The organism is Paenibacillus taichungensis, assembly GCF_003287275.1.
GTDB lineage: Bacteria > Bacillota > Bacilli > Paenibacillales > Paenibacillaceae > Paenibacillus > Paenibacillus taichungensis_A.
Map to the genome: position 1 here is coordinate 472,947 of NZ_QEVW01000014.1, position 21,157 is coordinate 494,103.

The following is a 21,157-nucleotide window of genomic DNA, read 5'->3' on the forward strand; positions in this document are numbered from 1 at the left end:
ATAGTCGTAATTGTCAGCTGTATCGGAGCTAATGATCGATTAGAGTGGTAGATATAATATGATTCTATCATTTAATGACCAGGGGGAAGCAAGCATGAAATTTCGTCAGGTTCATCTCGACTTTCATACGTCAGAAGCCATTGAAGGCATTGGCCGTGATTTTTCGAAGCAGCAATTTCAGGAGATGCTCAAAACTGGGCATGTCGATTCCATCACCATATTCTCCAAGTGCCATCATGGCTGGGCATATCATCCAACTACTGCTAATCAAATGCATCCACATCTGAATTTCGATCTTCTGGGTGCCCAGATTGAGGCTGCTCATGAGATAGGCGTGAAAACACCGGTCTATCTCTCTGCTGGCCTGGATGAGCGACTCGCACGCAAACATCCACAATGGCTCATCCGCAATCAGCAGGAGCAGATCAGTTGGACAGCCGACTTCATGACGCCAGGATATCATCAATTTTGCATGAACACCCCTTATCTTGACGTTCTTACCCTACAGGTCGAGGAAGTTGTAAAGAAATATGATGTGGACGGCATTTTCCTCGATATCGTTGGTGTTCGCGAATGTTATTGTCAATATTGTGTTGCCGAGATTCGCTCACAGGGTTCCGATCCACGGAACATTCAAGATATGAGAAAACTGTGGGAACAGACGTATGCTCGTTACGCTAATCGAATGAATGAGACTGTGCATGCAGTGAAACCCGGATTACCAGTGTTCCACAACAGCAGTCACGTCGACCGTGGGCGGCGGGATCTCGCCCATATGAATACCCATTTGGAGTTGGAATCGCTACCAACGGGCGGCTGGGGGTATGACCACTTCCCGCTCTCTGCACGTTATGCGCAAACACTGGGCATGGATTTCCTCGGCATGACCGGAAAATTCCATACTTCCTGGGGTGAATTTGGTGGATACAAACATCCCAACGCGCTGCGTTATGAAACTGCACTGAGTCTTGCGAACGGGGCACGCTGCTCCATTGGAGATCAGCTGCATCCGGGTGGTCAGATGGATCATGCCACGTATTCGTTGATCGGGGAAGCTTACCGCGAGGTAGAAGCAAAGGAAGAATGGTGCCGAAATACTACCGCTATTGCCGATATCGCGTTGCTGTCAGTGGAGGCAACTTTATGGGAATCTGGAAGCGATCCTCATAACCAGCACATGCACCACCACGATACAGGCGCTGTAAGAGTTTTGCTGGAAGGCCACTATCTCTTCAATGTGGTAGATCTGCAGGCTGATCTTTCCAAATATAAAGTTGTTATTTTGCCGGATGCCATTAGCGTTACAGAGTTAATCAAAATCAAACTGACAACCTTTCTTGCCGGGGGCGGCAAAATTCTCGCCACTGGCCGTTCCGGACTCTCACCGGATGGAACGGGCTTTGAATTCGATTTGGGTGTAGAATATCAGGAGGTTTCCTCATTCCGCCCCTCCTATTTCCGTCCGAATTTCGAACTTCCTTCCCTGCGTATAGCCTCTTTCGTCATGTACACCGAAGGACAAAACACCGTGCCAACGACAGATGGCATCGTACTTGGCAGTAAGGAAAATTCATATTTTAACCGTGACTTGTTCACGTTCTGCTCTCACCAGCATACGCCTTCTGATCTGCAGGAATCGGGAACTGGCATGGCTGAGGGTCAGGATGGAATCTATATCGCATGGAATGTTTTTGAAGATTATGCGACGAAAGGGAGCTTGGCTGTCAAGGAAATCATCTGTTACGCGCTTGACCGTTTACTGAGTAACAACAAGTCGCTGATGACCAACCTGCCAGCCCAAGGGGTTACCACGCTGCAGATGCAGACGAACTCGAATCGTTGGGTGAATCATCTGCTGTATGCCTCTCCAGTACGTAGAGGACAAGGTGTGGAAGTTATCGAAGATATCCCTCAACTTATCAATACAGAGGTGGCGGTGGCGGCTGCCGAACAAGTACAGGACGTGTATCTGGCTCCTCAGAACCTTAGTCTTCCATTCAGTCAGGTGAACGGCCTTGTGACCTACACGATACCGGAGTGGTCCTGTCATCAAATGATCGTGATTCAATTTTAGAAGTACAGTTATAAACATATAACATTAGACAAAAAAAGAAGTCGCCATTCAACATGGCGACTTTTTCATTGGCGGATTACTCCCCCATATAAACTAACCTTTAGAAATTAATGATTACACACAAGCTTTCAATTTGTTCAAAGCCTGGGAAATATCACGAATCAGTGAGTCCACATTTTCCCGCTGGGTTGCCCAACTGGTACAAAAACGAACGACGCTGTGTGAATCGGACACCTTTTCCCAGAATGTGAACGAGTAACGGTTTTGTAAATCCTGAAGCAGGTCATCTGGCAGAATCGGGAATTGCTGATTGGTTGGCGAGTCATATAGGAAAGTAATACCTTGCTCCGCAAGTGAATCATGAATCAACATAGCCATGTCCACCGCATGCTGGGAAATTTCAAGATACAGACCATCTTCAAACAGCGTTTCAAATTGAATCCCCAGCAATCTGCCTTTGGCAAGCAGGCCGCCTTTTTGTTTGATCATATAACGAAAATCTGGCTTGAGCTTGTCATTCAGGATGACTACCGCTTCTCCCATCAATGCTCCGATCTTGGTTCCGCCAATATAGAATACATCACATAGACGGGCGAGATCAGCGAGAGTCATATCACAATTCCGGGAAGCAAGAGCATAACCAAGACGCGCCCCATCAATAAAGAACGGGAGACCACACTGTTGGCTCACATCAAATAATGCTTGCAGCTCTGCCTTACTGTACATCGTACCGTTCTCAGTAGGCTGGGATATGTAAACCATTCCGGGCTGGACACAATGTTCAGGTGCTGCATCATTCCAATGGGCATCATAGACGGCTTTGACCTGATCTGAAGTGATCTTCCCATCTTCGCTTGGTACCGTGATCACTTTGTGACCTGTGGCTTCAATCGCTCCTGTCTCATGGACCGCGATGTGGCCCGAAGTCGCTGCAATCACGCCTTGGTATGGACGTAAAATGGAGGCAATAACCGTTGTATTTGTCTGTGTACCACCAACCAAAAAATGCACATCCGCCTGTTCATTTTTACAAGCTTGTCGAATAAGACTTCTCGCCCGATCACAATGGGCATCTTTACCGTAACCGCTCGTTTGTTCCATATTCGTTGAAATCAGTCTTTGCAAAATGCGCTCATGCGCACCTTCGTTGTAATCACATTCGAATCGTATCATCGTCTTGTCTCTCCTGCTCTTTTGTTCAACTTATCCTGAATATTCATCATTGAAGCGTAAACTTCTCTGATCTCTTCCTCATCCAAACCTTGCATTAACTTCACAATCTGCTGATCTGAACGTTCATTCAACTCACCGTAAAGCTCCTGCCCTTTCGCAGTCAGGCGAATCAAACTCACCCGGCTGTCAGCAGCAGAATCCACTTTCATCAGCAGTCCCTCTCTGGTCAGTTTACTTACAATTCGGCTCATGTAACTGCGATCAATGGTCAGTGTATCCACCAGATTGTTCGCAATGCTCTCCCCTTGAATCCCAATTTCAATAATGACCCTTGCTTCGGCGAAGGAGTATCCCGTCCCCAGGATATGTTTATCAAGTACACCGAGTATATTGGTATAAAAACGGTTGAAACGCCGCATTTCAGTCAACATATCTGCATTTATTTGCTGAGAGTCGATGTCAAACCCTCCCTTTTAGTGGACATTGTCAACATTATATTAATCAGTTTAGTGGACGTTGTCAACAATATAATATCAATGAACTTTATAGTTTAAATGAATCCCATTTTATTGAAAAACAAAAAAACAAACCGCGCAAATGCACGGTTTGTTTTTTTGCTATTAGGAATGGCTATATTGCACTTGGTGAAGCCTGCTGTATATGCCTCCAGCTGCGACCAATTCCTCATGGTTACCCTGTTCTGCGATGCCATCCGCATTGACTACTAGGATGCGATCTGCATTCTTGATGGTTGTCAGTCGATGTGCAATAACAAGTGTTGTTCTACCCACTGACAGTTCCGCCAAGGACTTCTGGATTAATGCTTCAGTTTCGGTATCCAGAGCGGACGTTGCTTCGTCCAAGATGAGAATGGGTGGATTTTTCAGGAACATACGAGCAATGGACAAACGCTGTTTTTGACCTCCGGACAGTTTGACACCACGTTCACCAATAATGGTATCGATCCCTTCTGGCAAAGTAAGAAGCAACTCTTCCAAAGAGGCACGACGGGCCGCATCCCAGATTTGTTCGTCTGTTGCCGTTAAATCGCCATAAGCGATATTCTCCTTAATTGTGCCTGAGAAGAGAAATACATCTTGTTGAACAATACCGATATGTCTACGCAAGGATTCCAGCTGAACCTCACGAATATCAACTCCATCAACGGTGATTCGACCTTCCTCTACTTCATAGAATCGCGGAAGAAGACTGCAGATGGTCGTTTTACCTGCACCGGAAGGACCCACAAATGCAACGGTTTCGCCTGGATTGATAGACAAACTGATATTATTCAGAATACGTCGATTTTCCTCATAACCGAACGAGACATTTTCGAAGCGAATATCTCCACGGACGCTTTTTAGCTCAACCGCATTTTTCGCATCGGCAATTTCGGGTTCGGTATCAATGATTTCCAGGTAACGCTTGAATCCTGCAATACCCTTAGGATAACTTTCGATTACGGCGTTAATTTTTTCAATCGGACGGAAGAAGATGTTGGATAACAGCAGGAATGCCATGAAATCACCCATATCAATTCTGCCATCGATAAAGAACCAGGCACCGCTTATCATAACAAACACAGTAACCAGACGCATCATCATGTAGCTGACCGATATACTCTTCGCCATCGTTTTGTAAGCAAGCAGCTTTGTTTTACGGAAGTTCTCGTTGTCTACGGAAAATAGTTTTTTCTCATGCTCTTCGTTAGCGAATGATTGAACGACACGAATTCCACCTACATTGTCTTCAATACGGGAATTGAAATTCCCCACATCGCCGAAGAGACGCCGATAGGTCTTCGTCATGCGCCCACCGAACACGATAATGACCCAGGCCATGATAGGAATAATGATAAAGGTAATCAGTGCAAGCTCTAAATTAATATTTGCCATAAGCCAGAAAGATCCGATTAATGTCATCACTGCGATGAAAACATCCTCTGGTCCATGGTGAGCCACCTCGCCAATATCGTTAAGGTCATTCGTAAGATGGCCGATCAGATGACCGGTTTTACGATTATCGAAGAATCGGAAAGATAACTTTTGCAAATGAGCAAACATCTTCGAACGCATGTTGGTCTCAATGTTAATACCAAGCATATGCCCCCAGTAGGTCACGACATAATTCAAGACGGTATTCAGCGCATAGATCGACAGCAATACAATACATGCGAGGATAATGAGTGGCCAATCTTGACCTGGCAGCAACTCATTAATGAATTTACTTACAGCAAGTGGAAATGCCAGCTCTAGTAAACCAGCTATTACTGCACAACCAAAATCAATTAAAAACAGTTTTTTGTAAGGACGATAATACGAGAAAAAACGACGAAGCATTCTTATTCACTCTCCAGATCCTGATTAGGGCTTTCTTCTTCATTTTGTAATTCAAAAAGTTGAATGTATTCATCAATGACCTGATCAATGGCTTTCAGCTCACCACTAATCATCTGATGAATATTACGGAACTCCTCCTGACCAAGCTGTCTGGCCAACGTAGCTCTTCGATTCTGCATTTGTTCCAAAAAGACTAGAATTCTTCCACGACGAAACGTTTGTGCCCCATTACCCCGTTTTCCGTGATGCTCTCCATGCCCTCTCCCACGTCTTGAACGTTCACCTTGTTGCTCATCTTCCCCACGACCGCGTCTGGACCGCTCTCCATGGCGATCAGGTTGTTCGTTCACATTTATATGTCTTTCTCTCATTTGTGAAGCACCTCCATTTTCGTATACATTTGTATACAATTGATTATGTATACGATTGTATACGTAAGGGAATTTTCTGTCAACCCGTATTTTTCCATTTTATTCTGGGTCAATTCATATTCAGTTCACTGCCCTAGAGTACACTAACTTACGCACCATCACAGAGATCCCCAATTTACAGATAAGACAGGAGAAGATGAGATTGACACTGAAAAAACGAACTTCAATAACCGCCGTAACCCTGGTGTTAACCATGTTAGCCCCAATGACTGTTCTCGCCGCACCGGCAACCAGTAACAGTAAGAACCTTAAGTATGATATGACCCAAAAAGCAGTGATGGAGAAGGCCAAGCTCCTTACCGAAACATATGGTACAACAAGTGTACAGTACGCACTCATGGATGAGGGAGAAATCGTGATCTCCGGACAAGTAGGCAAAAACGACCCGGAGGGCCATATCGCCCTTTCTTCTAATACTATGTATGGCATCGGTTCAACCAGTAAAATGGTGCTTACCGCCGCTGTGATGAAGCTGGTTGATGGAGGCAAAATCAATTTGGATGTGCCGGTTGTGAACTATATCCCGGAATTCAAGATGAAGGACAATCGTTACACAAAAATTACACCTCGTATGCTGCTGAATCATTCATCCGGGATTCTCGGAACCTCAAGCAGTAGTGCCATACTGTATGGGGACAATGACACCTATGCACATGATACATTTTTGGATCAATTGGCCGAGCAAAATTTGAAGGCAGATCCGGGAGCCTACTCGGTGTATAGTAACGATAGCTTTACGTTAGCTGAAATTCTGGTCGAAAAGGTTAGCGGCATGAGCTTTAGCCATTTCATCCAACAGAATTTCACCGAACCCTTGGGTATGAGCCACACCAAAACGCCGCAGGATCTGGTTGACCCTGACCAAATGGCGGTAACTTATTCGCAGCTGAATAAGGAACAACTCCCACTAGAGAACACGAATATGATTGGCTCTGGAGGCATTTACTCTACTGCAGAAGATCTGGTCAAATTTTCGCAAATCTTTACGGGAGAGGTCAAAGGTATTCTTTCCAGCGAATCAGCAGAAGCCATGACGCAGGAAGAATACAAAAGTGGCCTGTGGCCAGATGACAGCGATTCATCGATTTCGTACGGGTTAGGTTGGGATAGTGTGAACTTGTTCCCATTTAGCGAATATGGCATCAAGGCAGTTACCAAAGGCGGGAATACGATTGCCTATCATTCGTCATTAATTGTGCTTCCGGAATACAATATGGCTGCAGTCGTTACCTCTTCAGGTGGATCAAGCACAACCGACCAATTGATTGCGAGCGAACTGTTGCTTAGCGCACTTGAGGAAAAAGATATTATTAAAGAACGGAAGCCGGAAAAATCATTTGGCGTACCTGTAAAAACAACCATGCCGACGGAACTAACGCAGTATGCTGGTATTTATGGGGCTGTTGGCAGCTCGTTATTGAAGTTGGAAGTGAATGATGAGGGGCGATTGACGATGTCCCTGCTATTGTCGCCAAACAGTACGGAACAAAAGTATACGTATACCGCAGATGGTTCTTTCGTGAATGAGCAAGGTACCGAAAAGTTGAAATTCGCCCAAGGGGATAACGGGAATACATACTTGTGGTCCCGTTCGTATCAGTCGGTGCCAGGGCTTGGACAGATCGCCTCCTCGGAATACAAGGCAGAAAAGCTCGAAACCAATTCATTACCCGAAGATGTAACAGCCGCTTGGCAGAAGCGCGAAGGCAACATTTATTACCTGGTGAATGAAAAATACACCTCAACGGTATATGACAGTGCAACGCCGATCATCCCCATTCATATGTTCGATGAGGCACCAGGTTATGTGTATACTAATAAAATTATTGATGCAAATTCGGCCGTGAATCAACTGCAAATTCCAGGCTTGGCTGGGCGTGATACGATGGAGTATAAGTTCTTCGAGAAAGACGGGGTGGAATACGTCTCAGCAGGAGGAAAGGTCTACGTCAGTCAAGAACTTGTGAGACCACTCTATTCAGGGAAACAATCGAAGACAACGATTCAAACGAATGGTTATGCGACATGGTACTCGATACCGGCAGCAGTCGCAGGTAAAAAGATGACAGTGAAGATGCCTTCGAAAGGCGCTTTCACTGTATATGACCAGACGGGTATCAGTACGAATCATACCGTGGTTAGTGGCGAAAATGAAGTTACATTACCTGAAAATGGTACGATTGTATTTGCCGGTGAAGCTGGTTCAAGGTTCGAAATTACGTTAACAAATCAATAGTAATAAGTATGGAAAATACGCCCGTTCCCCGGTGTTCTAATGGGGAACGGGCGTTTCGTTCTTTCTGAAATCAATTCTGAAAGGTACTACGTTTGTTCTAATTTTATTTTACTTCGTTCATAAACTTCCTGAAGTTTTCGGTTATTTCTTTGGATCGGGTATGGTGTAAATAATGTCCACCTTCGAATGTCATTACTTTACCATGTACAGAATTTTTGACTTGCTCTTCATGCAAAGGTATCCACCCTTCCGTTTCGGTATCATTCGCTTGTAAAAAGAAAATGACTGGCAGATCTTTGGGGAAGGTCAAGTCTTCAGCAGCTTTGAAATTGGGACCAAAATTTTCGCCTTCACTTAAGTTGTTCGGATTAAACGTATTTTTGAGTGAGAGCATTCGAATCTGTTCTCTGGTATCATCATCAACATCGGGTGCAATCAGTTGATCAGGGGCCAGTTTCATTAACAATCGGTAGAATCCTGATTTTTTAAGCAGTTTGTATGTTTCGGTTGGAAATGGACCATCGTTACCCCCCTGCGTTGGAACGCTGCTATCAATCCCGACAAAAGCATTTACTTCGTTTGGATATTTGTTTACATAATCCAGTCCGTAAATCCCTGAAATGGAGTGACCCATCAGCGTGTAATGAGTAATATTAAGCTGCTGTAGAGCTTCATGAATTTCACTGACCATATTATCAATCGTTCGCTCTTTTTCGCTTACATCACTTAATCCATAACCGAAAGGTTCAATGACGACGACTTTGTAAAATGGGGATAGCTCATCGATGAGCGGTTTAAAATCAAGGGCTGGGGCGGGTGTTCCATATCCGGGAAGTAATACGACCGTTTCTTCGCCTTTCCCTTGAATTAACACATTCATGTTTTTCCCGTCAACCGCTACGGACTGACCATAGGGTTTTATTTTCCCTTCCTCCGACTTGTTGCTAAATACATTTACAAAATAAACAGTGGCAATAAATAATGCTAAAGCGATAACTATGGCTCCCAATATTTTGAGTATAATGATTGTTATTTTTTTCATCATGATGGTTATCTCCTGTTGAGTTCGTTTATTGTACAGCCATTTGGAAATCCATTCATTTTACTTTTTTAATGAAATTTCGAATTTGGAACCAGCCTCACCTGCAAATACAATACGGCCGTTTTCTGGTAAAACAACATCATTCTTACCGCTGACCACGCTGTGATTAATACAAATTCCGGTCTGGTCATAGACAGCAAAGGCTCCCTTTGCAGGCATCTTCACTGTCATCATTTTTCCTTTCGCAGTCGCTGGTACCGAAAACCATTTGGCATATCCATCTGCTTGAATGGTTGTTGCGGATTGTTTACCCGAATAGATGGGTTTTACAAGTTCCTCACTGGCGTATACATAACCCAAAGCTGTAAGATACTCTCCTCCGTTCTTTTCGGAGAAATGAATGTCCATCGTATCACGGCCGGCAGTACCCGGAATTTGCAATGAATTGGCTGCTTCGTTAACTCCAGTAATCTTATGATTGGACATATACCCTGGAGTCTCTTTATTCATATGAATAGACAGGATCGATGAAGCATTGAGATAAGCCATCGATGTGTATTTCTCATTCACCAGGTAATATTTTTTACCATCGCGCTTTGCCCATGCGGCGTTAATCTCTTTGGATAATTTATTGGCTTCAAGCTTCTCCGCATTATATTCTGAGAAAGCCAGCTGTCCAAGTCCTGGAACAGATATATAAGATCGTGACCACAAGTAGGTTTTCCCATTTTTCTCCACCACGAATTTCAACTTGTCTGTACCTTCGTTGTTAACAAAAGTACCATCGGCTGTATATGTGTATTCTTGAACCGGATTACCCGGAGCTGTAAGTGTGGATACAGTCATTTGTCCAGCCTCATTTATTTTGATCTTACTAACCGAATTATTACCGCCATAGATACCTGCAAACTTGGATATTCCCTTAGGCATATCGGCCTTCACGGGTACGCCAAATGATTTTTCCGGCTTCCGTTCTGTAATCATGTCCTTTTCCTCAAGTGCGCTGAGTAATAATTCATTCGCAATGAATTGATTGGTTGCGCTCGACCCTCCTGAAGAGATAACGGCTGCAGCCATGTTGTATTCCGGGAGTACCACTAAAGAAGAATGATAAGATTGCGTATCTCCTCCTTTCATCACGGCCTTAATGCCGTATTCGTTGAATGGGAACATGTTCACACTATCCCACCCTAACCCGTAAGACATAAATGTATCGCTATCCTCTGGCCACATGCCTCTTCTATACTCTTCTTGTGCCATAGCTTCGACAGACTTACTGGAAAGAATACCATTAACCTCTCCCGTGAAAATTCGTGAAAATTTGACCAGATCTTCAGCGGTAGAATACAGACCTCCCGTAGCGATGATATTATAATTCTCTTTTGGAAGTTGTCCCTCATAAAAAGGGGAATAGATTCCCGCCATTTCTGCCGGATCAACCACATCCTGTGGTGTTTTGGTATGGTTCATATCCAAAGGCTCCGTGAAATACTTGTGTATAAATTCGGTATAACCGAGTCCGCTAACTCTTTCGACCAGAATCTCGGCTAACGTAAAGCCATCGTTGCTGTAGACTGAGTATGCGCCGGGATCTGCCTTCAGGGTCTGATTCGCCAATTGATCGAGAAACGTATCATGTAAATAGGTGTCATTATCTCCGTACAATGTGGCATTGCTGAATGAGCTGCCCAGTAGACCGGAGGAATGATTCAGCAACATACGGGGTGTGATCTGTTTGTATCGGTTATCTTTCATTTTAAAGTCAGGCATATAGTTCACAACAGGCACATCCAAATCGATCTTGGCTTTGTCAACCAGCTTCATTACAGCAGCTGTAAGCATCATTTTACTGGTTGAACCAATGCCATAGATCGTGTTTGAAGTAAGAGGTGCCTTGTCGTTTATATCGTTCTTGCCTGTTTGACCGGACACCACAATCTCTCCACCTTCGATCAGCGCATACTGCAGACTCGTCGTACCATATGTCTCAGTCAGTAATTTGGCTTTTTCGATCACGGCTTTCTTTGTTGCCTCATACGTAAGGTTACTGTTGTTATTCATGGCAGCCGGTGCGGCTATTGCAGATAGCGGGGCTAACATGGTTAACAATAGCGTTAAAGCTGCAATTGAAGTTCGTTTTTTGACTATTCTCTTGAGCACTTTCATTTTCTCTTGTTGTATCATTTGCATCTTCTCCTGTCAGTATCTCTTTATTAGAGTATCTTAGCTTTGGTACTAAAATAAGCTTAACCCATAGAAATGTACTCTTCGTGACGTCTATATGAACCGAGTATGAACAGGCAAACTAATTTGAGTACATGATGATTTACGATCCTTGATCCTTCCTTTTTACGTCATAAAAATATCCCCTTTAAGTAGACACTTAAAGGGGATATTGACTTCGCTTCTATTTCAATGAAATTTCAAATGTGGAACCGACCTCACCTGCAAATACAATACGGCCGTTTTCTGGTAAGACAACTTCATTCTTACCACTGACCACGGTGTGATTAATACAAACACCCTTCTGGTTGTATATGGCAAAGGAGCCATTTGCAGGCATCTTAACCGTCATAACTTTTCCATTCACCGTTGATGGTACCGAAAACCATTTGGCATAACCATCTGTTTGAATTGTTGATACAGATTGTTTGCCCGAATAGAGTGGTTGTACAAGTTCCTCACTGGCGTAGACGCTACCTACGGCTGTAATGTACTCTACTCCGTTCTTTTTGGAGAAATAAATCTCCTTGGTATCACGTCCAGCCATGCCAGGGATCTGCAGCTCAGTGGCTGCTTCGTTTGCTCCAATAATCTTAATATTAGACATATATCCTGGTGTCTCTTTATTCGAATGAATAGGAAGGATTGGTGATGAATGGAGATAAACCGTTGATGTATATTTCTGATTCACCACGTAATATCTTTTACCTTCACGTTCCTCCCACGAAGCCGTAATATCCTGGGATAATTCATTGGCTTCCAGCTTCTCCGCTGTATATTCTGAGAAAGCCAACTGCCCAAGTCCCGGCAAAGATATATAAGATCGAGACCACAGATACATACTTCCGTTCTTCTCCGTAACGAATTTCAACTTTTCTGTGCCTTTATCGTTAACAAAAGTACCATCCGCTGTATATGTGTATTTTTGAGCCGAATCACTCGGAGCTTCGAGTGTGGATACAGTCATTTCTCCAGCATGATTTATTTCGATCTTCTTAACCGAATTATTGGCGCCATACATACCTGCATACGTGTATATTTCTTTAGGTACATCTGCCTTTACGGGTATCCCAAATGATTTTTCCGGCTTCCGTTCTGTAATAATGCCTTTTTCCTCAAGTGCGCTGAGTAATAATTCACTCGCAATGAACTGATCTTTGGCACTTGTCCCACCTGAAGAGGTAACGGCAGCAGCCAGATTGTATTCCGGCAGTACGATTAATGATGAGTGATACGATATGGTATCTCCACCTTTCGTAACGGCCTTGATGCCGTATTCACTGAATGGGAACAAGTTCACACTATCCCACCCTAGCCCGTAAGATATAGACGTATCGCTATCCTCCGGCCACATGCCTCTTTTGTATTCTTCTTGCTCCATGGTCTCTACCGACTTACTGGAAAGAATGCCTTCGACCTCTCCCGTGAAAATTTGTGAAAATTTCACAAGATCTTCAGCGGTAGAGTAGATGCCACCAGTAGCAATGATATTATAATTCTCTTGCGGAAGCTGGCCTTCAACCAAAGGGGAATAGATTCCCGCCATTTCTGCTGGTTCAACCACATCCTGCGGTGTTTTGGTATGTTTCATGTCCAGAGGCTCTGTAATATATTTGTGTATAAATGCTGTAAAGCCCATGCCACTAACTCTTTCGACTAGAATCTCCGCTAATGTAAAACCATCGTTACAATATACGGAGTAGGCTCCGGGATCTGCCTTCAGGTTTTGATTCGCCAATTGCTCCAGAAACGTATCGTGTGAATAGGTGTCATTATCCCCGTACAATGTGGCATTGCTACCAGTGCTACCCAGCAGACCGGAAGAATGATTTAACAGCATGCGTGGTGTGATTTGTTTATAGCGATTGTCTTTCATTTTAAAATCAGGGATATAGTTCACAACAGGCACATCCAAATCAATCTTGCCTTCGTCAACCAGCTTCATTACAGCAGTGGTAAGTACCATTTTACTGGTTGAACCAATGCCATAGATCGTGTTCGAAGTAAGCGGGACCTTGTCCTTTAGATCGTTCTTACCTGTCTGACCGGACACCACAATCTCTCCACCATCGATTAATGCATATTGAACACTGGTCGTACCGTACGTCTCCGTAAGGATCTTGGCTTTCTCCGCTACTGTTTTCTTGGTTGGTTCATACGAAAGATTGCTTCTGTTATCGGCAGTTGGTGCGGCCATTACTGACATCGGAGCTAACATCGTTAACACCAGCGTTAAAGCAGCGATTGAAGTTCGTTTTCTCTTTTGTCGTCCCATTCACATCATCTCCTGAGTTTAAATGTTTTGGTTGATTAGAGTTCTTTTGGATCTATAAATTTTACCTCTGGGTAGCGAATTGAATTTACTATGGAAAAACCGCCCCTTAGGACGGTTTTTCATATTCGGTAATGCACATCTGTTAAGTCACGAGTGTACTTTTACACCCTATTTATTTCGCTTCGTTCATAAAAGCTCTAACGTCTTCAGCAATTTTTTTGAATTGAGTATGGTGTAAATAATGTGAACCATCCATTGGGATTACTTTCCCATGTACGGAATCTTTGATCTGCCCTTCATGCAGCGGTATCCATCCTTCTACACCTTCATTATTTGCTTGTACAAAGAGAAGAAGTGGAAGGTCTTTAGGGAAGGTTAAACCTTGAGCACCTTTAAAATTGGAATAAATATGATCCATCTCGTTTAATGACGTAGGATTATACATGTTTTTATTCGAGATCATTTTCATCTGCTCAACCGTCTGACCATCAAATGCAAGTCCCTCATAGGGGTCTGCACTCACTTTCATTATTAATCTTAAGAGACCTGTATTTCTGAGAAGAGCAAACGTTTTTAATGGGAACTTCGCATCTGTAATACTTGGTTGGGTGGAGACACTACTGTCAATACCGACAAAAGCAGTCACTTCATCCGGATATTTATTCACATAATCAATGCCGTAAATGCCTGCAATAGAGTGACCCATCAGCATATACTGATGAATATCAAGTTGCTGCAGAGCTTCATGAACTTCACTTACGATATTTTCTGTGGTTCTTTCTTTTTCTGTTCCATCACTTAATCCGTAACCGAAAGGCTCAACTGCAACAACTTTGTAATATGGAGATAATTCATCAATAAGCAACTTGAAATCAAGCGCTGGTGTTGCTGTTCCAAAACCGGGCAGAAGCACAATCGTTTCCTTGCCTTCACCTTGAATGAGCACATTCATATTTTTCCCGTCTACAGATACGTGCTGACCATAAGGCTCAATCTTTTTCGCTTCGGAATTGCTACTGATCACATTCGTGATATAAACAATACCTAGAAACAAAATAATCGCGATTACGATTGCTCCAAGTACTTTAAGTATAATATTCCGTACTTTCTTGGCCTTCGATCCATTCTTCGCTTTCTTTTCCTCTGGTTGTGTCACTCTCATCTTCTCCTGTCTTGAACTGTTAGTTCGGCTTTCTTCTTTGCTGCTAATGAAATCTTAACCGATGAAAATGTACTCCCCGTGACGTCAATATGAACTGAATATGAACAAGCAAATAAATTAATACTTACTGGGACGTCATAAATCCCCTGAATTTTTCCGCAATTTCTTTGGCATGGGAACGATACAAATAATGATTCGCTTCCAGCAGCACCACTTCACTATGCACAGTGTTCTCTATTAGCTTCTCATGCTCGGGAATCCAATTCTCCGCTGCCGGATGATTCTTTTGAACAAAGAAAAGAATCGGCAGATTAACAGGAAACGTTAGCTGTTCAGCTGCTTTAAAGTTGGAATACATGCTCTCTGCCTCATTTAATTGTGTGGTGTTATACATATTTTTTCGGATTAGAATGTTCAATTGTTCTTTGGTCTGCTCATCATAAGGCAGTCCATCATAAGGATCAGCACTCAGTTTCAATTGTAATCGCGCGAATCCTAAGTTACGGAACCATTTAATCGGTTGTGTATCTGACGAATCAATCTTCTGTTCACTTATCGCTGGAACACTGCTATCCAGTCCGACAAATGCACTTACTTCGTTTGGATATTTGTTCACATAATCCAGGCTATAGATCCCGGAAATGGAATGGCCCATAAGGATATACCGATCAATATGAAGACTTTGCAACGCTTCATGGATTTCACTTACGATATTTGCCGTACTGCGTTCCTTTTCGGTTGGATCACTCAATCCATAACCAAAAGGTTCAACCACGACGACTTTATAATATGGGGATAGTTCTGAAATAAGTGGCTTAAAATCAAGTGCAGGTGACGCTGTTCCAAACCCTGGTAAAAGGACGATCGTTTCTTCTCCTTTTCCTTGAATGCTGACATTCATCTGTTTTCCATCTACAGATACGCGCTGTCCATACGTTTCCATTCTTTTTTGCTCCGAATGACTGCTAATTTTGTTAACGCTATACACGGTGGCCACGAAAAGTAGAATGACTAAAACGATTGCACCTAATACCTTAAGCAAAATGTTTAACACTTTCTTTGTTTTGGATCCACCCGACTGTTTCTTCTCCATTTCTTGTGTCACACTCATCTGCTCCTGTCCTCATCTGTTTAATGGCTGTAACAAGCCTTTAATTCAAGATTAACTATCAAAGATGTCCTCATCATGACGACAATATGAACTGAATATGAACTAACAAAAAAAAGGCCACGTTTCACATGCGAGGAAGCTTGCATGTGAAACGTGGCCAGAAAATATGGTTTAGACAATCGGATGGATATTCTACATATCCACCTTATCCTGTAAAATTAACTATTCCGTTGGTGGAGTGATTGGCAACGTGACAATAAAAGTCGTTCCCTGACCAGGTTCACTTTCTACTCGAATGTCCCCTTGATGAAGCGATACAATCTGTTTAACGATAGCAAGTCCCATACCACTGCCGTCATACTTGCGACTATGAGAACGATCCGACTTGAAAAATCGTTCGAATATGCGCTTCTGGTCTTCAAGAGGGATACCGATACCTGTGTCGGAGATTCGAATAGTCACGTTCTTGATATCCTGCTTGGTGCTGACGTGAATTACGCCGCCATCCTTTGAAAATTTGATACCGTTGCTGAGAATATTCGTCCATACCTGGTTCAGTTGGTCGTGATCAGCCAATACTTTAACAGCTTGGAGATCGAGCTCAAAGTGAATGTTGCGAGCAGACCATTGCGGCTGGAGAGTTACAATGACCCGCCTGATCTGTTCATCCAGGCTAAGTGTGCTAAGTCGTGGTTGCTGTGACTGCGATTCAAGCATACTCAGCTTGAGCAGATTATCACTCATTTTGGACATCCGCTTCGCCTCAGCGATGATAATCTCAAGATATCGGCTTCGTTCTTGCTCTGAGAGATTTACTTGTTTCAGTGCTTGAGCATAACCGGATATCGAAGTCAGCGGAGATTGAACCTCGTGTGACACATTCGTTACAAATTCCCTGCGCATCTGCTCCAACTGCTGCAAATCATGAATCATTTCTTCGAAACTGCGCGCCAGTGTGCCCAGTTCTCCGGTTTGCTTAATATTCAGCTTGACGTTGAAATCTCCAGCAGCGATCCGCTTCGTTGCTTTTGTCAGTTTTTTGATCGGTCTAACCAGAAATATGGAAGCAATCAGAATGATAATACTTCCTGCAATCAATGAACAAGTTGCAAAGATCGAAGCCCATTGGACGACAAACAAGGAAGAAGGGGGAGTGAGTGTCTCAAAAAACATCGCTTTCGCTCCCATTTCCGTTTTCACCGGCAAACCTAAAAGAACTGTTGCAATACCATTCGGATTGTCCTGAACTACGCCTCCATCTAGCACTTTCTTTAGTTGCTCTTTCGTCACCGTGGCCGATTTATGTCCGTTAAGCTTTCCATACGACTGGAACTGACCCGTTGCATCGTAAATTCGAATATGATATGAATTCAGTAGCTTCATTCCACTAACGTACGATTCTGCTTCACTTAATGGAAGGGTCTTGTAAATCTGCACGATATCCTGGCCGAAGTTACGTATGTTAATTTGAGCATTTTCATTCAATTGATCTTCGAATATCATCGTGGACACAAAAAAAGAAATGACCGTGCCGGCGATGACGGAGACCAGAAATGTCAGGACCACACGGATATATAACGATCTAATCATTCGTAAACCTCAAGCCGGTATCCCAGACCTCGCACCGTTTCAATCCGAAAATCGGGTGTTGTTGCGAACCGTTCACGCAGGCGTTTAATATGTACGTCTACTGTTCGATCATCACCGGCGTAATCAATTCCCCAGATTTGATCAATCAATTGCTCACGTGTATAGACTTGTCCGGGCGTTCCAGCGAGTCTATAGAGCAATTCGAATTCCTTCAGCGGCAACGTAAGCGACTCTGTTCCGCTCGTCACCTTGTAGGTTTGTCGATCCAGAATGACGTTGCCGAAATGGATCGTCTGCGTGGAGCCGATTTTGTATCGCTTCAGTAATGCTCGAACACGAGCCGTGAGCTCCAATGGATCAAACGGTTTTGTCAGATAATCATCCGTTCCCAGTTCGAATCCCTTCACCTTCTCCCAGGTCTCCCCTCTCGCCGTCAGCATGAGCAACGGAAGATCTGGATTGGCTCTTCGCAGCTCCTTGCATAATGTCCAACCATCCATGATAGGCATCATGATATCAAGCACAACAAGATCGACATGTGTTGAGCCGTAAACGGTCAGTGCCTCCTTGCCATCCGCAGCTTCAGCCGTTTCAAATCCGTCATTTCTCAAAAATAAACAGACGAGTTCACGAATGTTCGGATCATCGTCAGCAACCAGTATTGTAGGCATGTGTTTCCTCTTTTCCTGTTTCCATGTCATGTAGTCGTAATCATTATACTATTATTGAATTTGTAAAAAGCAAGAAGCAAGTAAGAAATTTAATGACGCCACTCCCTTAGAATGTTCTGCATGCCAGTCTTGGTATGAAGAAACTGTTTCACACGAGAACCATTGGCACCCGATGGATGTGGAAATCCCCATAAAATTTTCCCTTCTTTTATTCGATGTTCATCAAGCAATTGATGAAGTACAGCCTCCACCGACTTTCCTAAGGGAATGATAAGAGGATACTTCAACTGTTCCAACTCAGGCAGAAAAGACTCAAGTACGGCTTGATATAAAAATGTATTTTTAAGAATGGAAGGCTGGTGTCCATTATAATTTTGTTTGTTTACCAAGACTGGATATCGAATCAGAGAAGTTGTATGTAACAATGTACAATCTGCTTCAAACAGCCTTTGCACATGGGGCACTTTCACATATTCATGCAAGCCTATTTCCTGGAGCATTTGAATCAAATTGCTGCGCATGGAGCCGGCCATTCTTGCCGATATTTTGGCTTCTTTACAGGCTTGCTCGTATGATTTGTGTGCTTTCAAAACCTGGATAGCCGTTCTATATGCAATCTCCATTTGCTGCCAACCTGGTGTGATGCCCACAAGCATGACTTTTGCGGAAGGATTGATATATTCATTATGTGGAGAGTAGAACATCTCCACCTCTCCCGCTGAGCTTAATTTCAAATCCTTAATCAGTAGCTGTGCTTTGGAGTACTTTGGTTGAATCGGTAATGAATTCATCACATCAATCAGACGTTGTTGATGAGTGGAAGATATCAGCAGATTGCTCACTCCTTACAGCCTTATGTATTAGCTCCCCTGCAGATTATCGCTTATATACCTTATTTTGTACAATAACAGCCGAATTCATTGAAAAAAAGGATAATTGACGGACAACATCCATCGATTACCCTTTTTATTATTCTGAATGAACAGGTATCTGTACAGTAAATGTCGCACCTTCTCCAGGTTCACTGAACACGGAGACCGCACCCTTATGCATCTCCACAATTTTATGCACGATGGAAAGGCCCAGCCCACTGCCGCCCAAGGCACGTGTCCGGGATTGATCCGCTTTGTAGAACCGTTCGAATATGCGAAGCTGATCCTGCTTGGTGATGCCGGGTCCACTGTCAGTAATACGTACACTGACCTTGCCATCACTTTCTGTAAGGAAAACATCAATTTTTCCGCCTTCTGGCGTGAACTTGATTGCATTATGAATCAGATTGATCCACAACTGAATCATCAAGTCCTCATCAGCAAAAATTTCAACTTCTTCCAGCTCTACGTTCATATCAATTTTCTTCTCATCCCATTGGGGTTCGCAAGCCAGAACCAGAGTCACCAGCTGCCGGTCCAATCGGTAAGTTGTTTTATGAGATGCATGCTCGGATGAATCCAGAACGGCGAGTTTCATTAAATTGTCACTGAGTCTGGACAAACGAACACATTCCGTCTCAATAATTGTCAGATACTTTTCCCGTGTCTCCTGGTCCATATCTTTATTTTTCAGCGCTCTGGCGAAGCCGCTGATTGACGTAAGCGGCGATCCAATTTCATGGGAAACATTAGAGATGAATTCCTGACGCAAATCTTCCATCACTTTCAGATTTGCCGCCATATCATTGATACTCTCAACCAACTGCACAAACGGGTGGGGATTTCGCTGTCTCCCGTTTCTATTGGCAAATTCAGGATCCAGATTCACACGAAAATCCCCCCGGGAAATACTTTTCAAAGCCTGAATCATCTCATTAAAAAATTCATACTGCCTGCCTTTAACCAGCGGACCGATGAATGTAATGCCTATTCCAAAGAAAACGAACCCCAGCATGGCATTAATCAGAAAAGCAAGCAATTCATGTGGTTCCCATGGGATAAATGAATACACATATCTCGTAAGGTAGAAAGCCGCTGTCCAGCAGGAAAACAGGGCCAAAGATACCAGAATGACGTTTCTGGCAATATGAAGAAATCCAGGCTCCTGCCTCTTCATTGCCTTACCTCCAGGCGATAGCCCAAACCTCGCATGGTACGAATGACGAAAGCATGCTCTTCCTCCGGAAACCGTTCACGAAGCCGCTTGATATGCACATCAATGGTCCTCTCGTCCCCTTCGTAATCATAACCCCAGATCTTTTCGATTAACTGATCACGGGTAAAGGTTTTGCCAGGATAACTCGCAAGGGTGAACAGCAGTTCAAATTCCTTGCGTGGCAACACAATATCCTGATCACCTTTCTTGCACTCAAACGTATCCCCCCGTAAAACCAGTTCACCAAGAAGGATCACTTGTGAAGTCATAATCCGATATCGTTTCAATAAAGCCTTCACCCGTGCAACCAGCACCAGCGGATCAAAAGGCTTCACCAGATAATCATCAGTTCCCAGGGTAAAACCCTTGATGATCTGCGAGGTTTCCCCTTTGGCCGTCAACATCAGTAGTGGTAGATCCGTCTGCTGTCGCAATTGGCGGCACAATTCCCATCCATCCATGCCTGGCATCATAATATCGAGAACGACAAGGTCAACCTTATGGTCAGCGAGTAATCGCAGTGCATCCAAACCGTCAACAGCCTCAATTATATGCAAACCCTCCTGCTGTAAAAAATGTCCTACCAGCTCTCGGATATGCGGGTCGTCATCAACGACCAATATGCTTGTCAAAGTGATCACCTCCATTTTTTTTAACTTTGCCTTATACTTCACACCCTTTCAAGAAGGAGACCTCATACCATGAAGGCATAACGTCTCTTTCCTGATAACACAACATTTCC

Annotated in this window: 16 protein-coding genes; 2 read left to right on the forward strand and 14 right to left on the reverse strand. The window is 43.6% G+C overall.

The window, feature by feature from the left end; all coding sequences use genetic code 11:
* Window positions 1-94 precede the first annotated feature (94 nt).
* Complete coding sequence (locus DC345_RS21970; RefSeq protein WP_113054919.1) at window positions 95-2,074, forward strand: alpha-amylase family protein; 1,980 nt, start codon at window positions 95-97, stop codon at window positions 2,072-2,074.
* Between the two features lie 114 nt (window positions 2,075-2,188).
* Here the strand turns inward: DC345_RS21970 and DC345_RS21975 are convergent, their stop codons facing one another.
* The 4 genes from DC345_RS21975 to DC345_RS21990 form a co-directional block, all read right to left on the reverse strand.
* Window positions 2,189-3,247, reverse strand: coding sequence for a threonine aldolase family protein (locus DC345_RS21975; RefSeq protein WP_113054920.1), 1,059 nt, complete (start codon window positions 3,245-3,247; stop codon window positions 2,189-2,191).
* A complete protein-coding gene (locus DC345_RS21980; protein WP_258530758.1) occupies window positions 3,244-3,678 on the reverse strand; it encodes a MarR family winged helix-turn-helix transcriptional regulator in 435 nt (144 codons plus the stop codon). The genes DC345_RS21975 and DC345_RS21980 overlap by 4 nt, the downstream gene beginning before the upstream one ends.
* A 189-nt stretch (window positions 3,679-3,867) precedes the next feature.
* Window positions 3,868-5,586, reverse strand: a complete 1,719-nt coding sequence (locus DC345_RS21985; RefSeq protein ID WP_113054921.1) for an ABC transporter ATP-binding protein — start codon at window positions 5,584-5,586, stop codon at window positions 3,868-3,870.
* 2 nt (window positions 5,587-5,588) lie between these two features.
* Window positions 5,589-5,957, reverse strand: a complete 369-nt coding sequence (locus DC345_RS21990) for a hypothetical protein (RefSeq protein WP_099854339.1) — start codon at window positions 5,955-5,957, stop codon at window positions 5,589-5,591.
* A gap of 196 nt (window positions 5,958-6,153) precedes the next feature.
* Between DC345_RS21990 and DC345_RS21995 the strand changes: the two genes are divergently transcribed.
* Window positions 6,154-8,253 (forward strand): serine hydrolase domain-containing protein, encoded by a 2,100-nt coding sequence (locus DC345_RS21995; protein ID WP_113054922.1) that lies wholly within the window; start codon window positions 6,154-6,156, stop codon window positions 8,251-8,253.
* A 103-nt stretch (window positions 8,254-8,356) separates the two neighbouring features.
* Here DC345_RS21995 and DC345_RS22000 read toward each other — a convergent pair whose 3' ends face one another.
* The 10 genes from DC345_RS22000 to DC345_RS22045 all read right to left on the reverse strand — a co-directional run bounded on the left by DC345_RS22000 (window position 8,357) and on the right by DC345_RS22045 (window position 21,047).
* Entirely contained in the window at window positions 8,357-9,298 is a 942-nt protein-coding gene (locus DC345_RS22000; protein ID WP_113054923.1) for an alpha/beta hydrolase, read from the reverse strand.
* Between the two features lie 57 nt (window positions 9,299-9,355).
* The gene (locus tag DC345_RS22005; protein ID WP_113054924.1) at window positions 9,356-11,479 is read right to left on the reverse strand and encodes a serine hydrolase domain-containing protein; all 2,124 of its coding nucleotides are present in this window, start codon (window positions 11,477-11,479) and stop codon (window positions 9,356-9,358) included.
* Window positions 11,480-11,702: 223 nt separating this feature from the next.
* On the reverse strand, window positions 11,703-13,793 hold the full coding sequence (locus DC345_RS22010) for a serine hydrolase domain-containing protein (protein WP_113054925.1): 2,091 nt from the start codon (window positions 13,791-13,793) through the stop codon (window positions 11,703-11,705).
* A 172-nt stretch (window positions 13,794-13,965) separates the two neighbouring features.
* A complete protein-coding gene (locus tag DC345_RS22015; protein WP_113054926.1) occupies window positions 13,966-14,949 on the reverse strand; it encodes an alpha/beta hydrolase in 984 nt (327 codons plus the stop codon).
* 130 nt (window positions 14,950-15,079) lie between these two features.
* Entirely contained in the window at window positions 15,080-16,066 is a 987-nt protein-coding gene (locus tag DC345_RS22020; RefSeq protein WP_113054927.1) for an alpha/beta hydrolase, read from the reverse strand.
* A gap of 222 nt (window positions 16,067-16,288) precedes the next feature.
* Window positions 16,289-17,656, reverse strand: a complete 1,368-nt coding sequence (locus tag DC345_RS22025) for a sensor histidine kinase (RefSeq protein WP_076288396.1) — start codon at window positions 17,654-17,656, stop codon at window positions 16,289-16,291.
* Window positions 17,653-18,327, reverse strand: coding sequence for a response regulator transcription factor (locus tag DC345_RS22030; RefSeq protein ID WP_113054928.1), 675 nt, complete (start codon window positions 18,325-18,327; stop codon window positions 17,653-17,655). The genes DC345_RS22025 and DC345_RS22030 overlap by 4 nt, the downstream gene beginning before the upstream one ends.
* A gap of 89 nt (window positions 18,328-18,416) precedes the next feature.
* Complete coding sequence (locus DC345_RS22035) at window positions 18,417-19,169, reverse strand: hypothetical protein (protein ID WP_258530759.1); 753 nt, start codon at window positions 19,167-19,169, stop codon at window positions 18,417-18,419.
* A gap of 127 nt (window positions 19,170-19,296) precedes the next feature.
* Window positions 19,297-20,376, reverse strand: a complete 1,080-nt coding sequence (locus tag DC345_RS22040) for a sensor histidine kinase (protein WP_113054929.1) — start codon at window positions 20,374-20,376, stop codon at window positions 19,297-19,299.
* Window positions 20,373-21,047: a response regulator transcription factor gene (locus DC345_RS22045; protein ID WP_113054930.1), complete on the reverse strand. Its 675-nt coding sequence runs from the start codon at window positions 21,045-21,047 to the stop codon at window positions 20,373-20,375. The genes DC345_RS22040 and DC345_RS22045 overlap by 4 nt, the downstream gene beginning before the upstream one ends.
* Window positions 21,048-21,157: the final 110 nt, after the last annotated feature.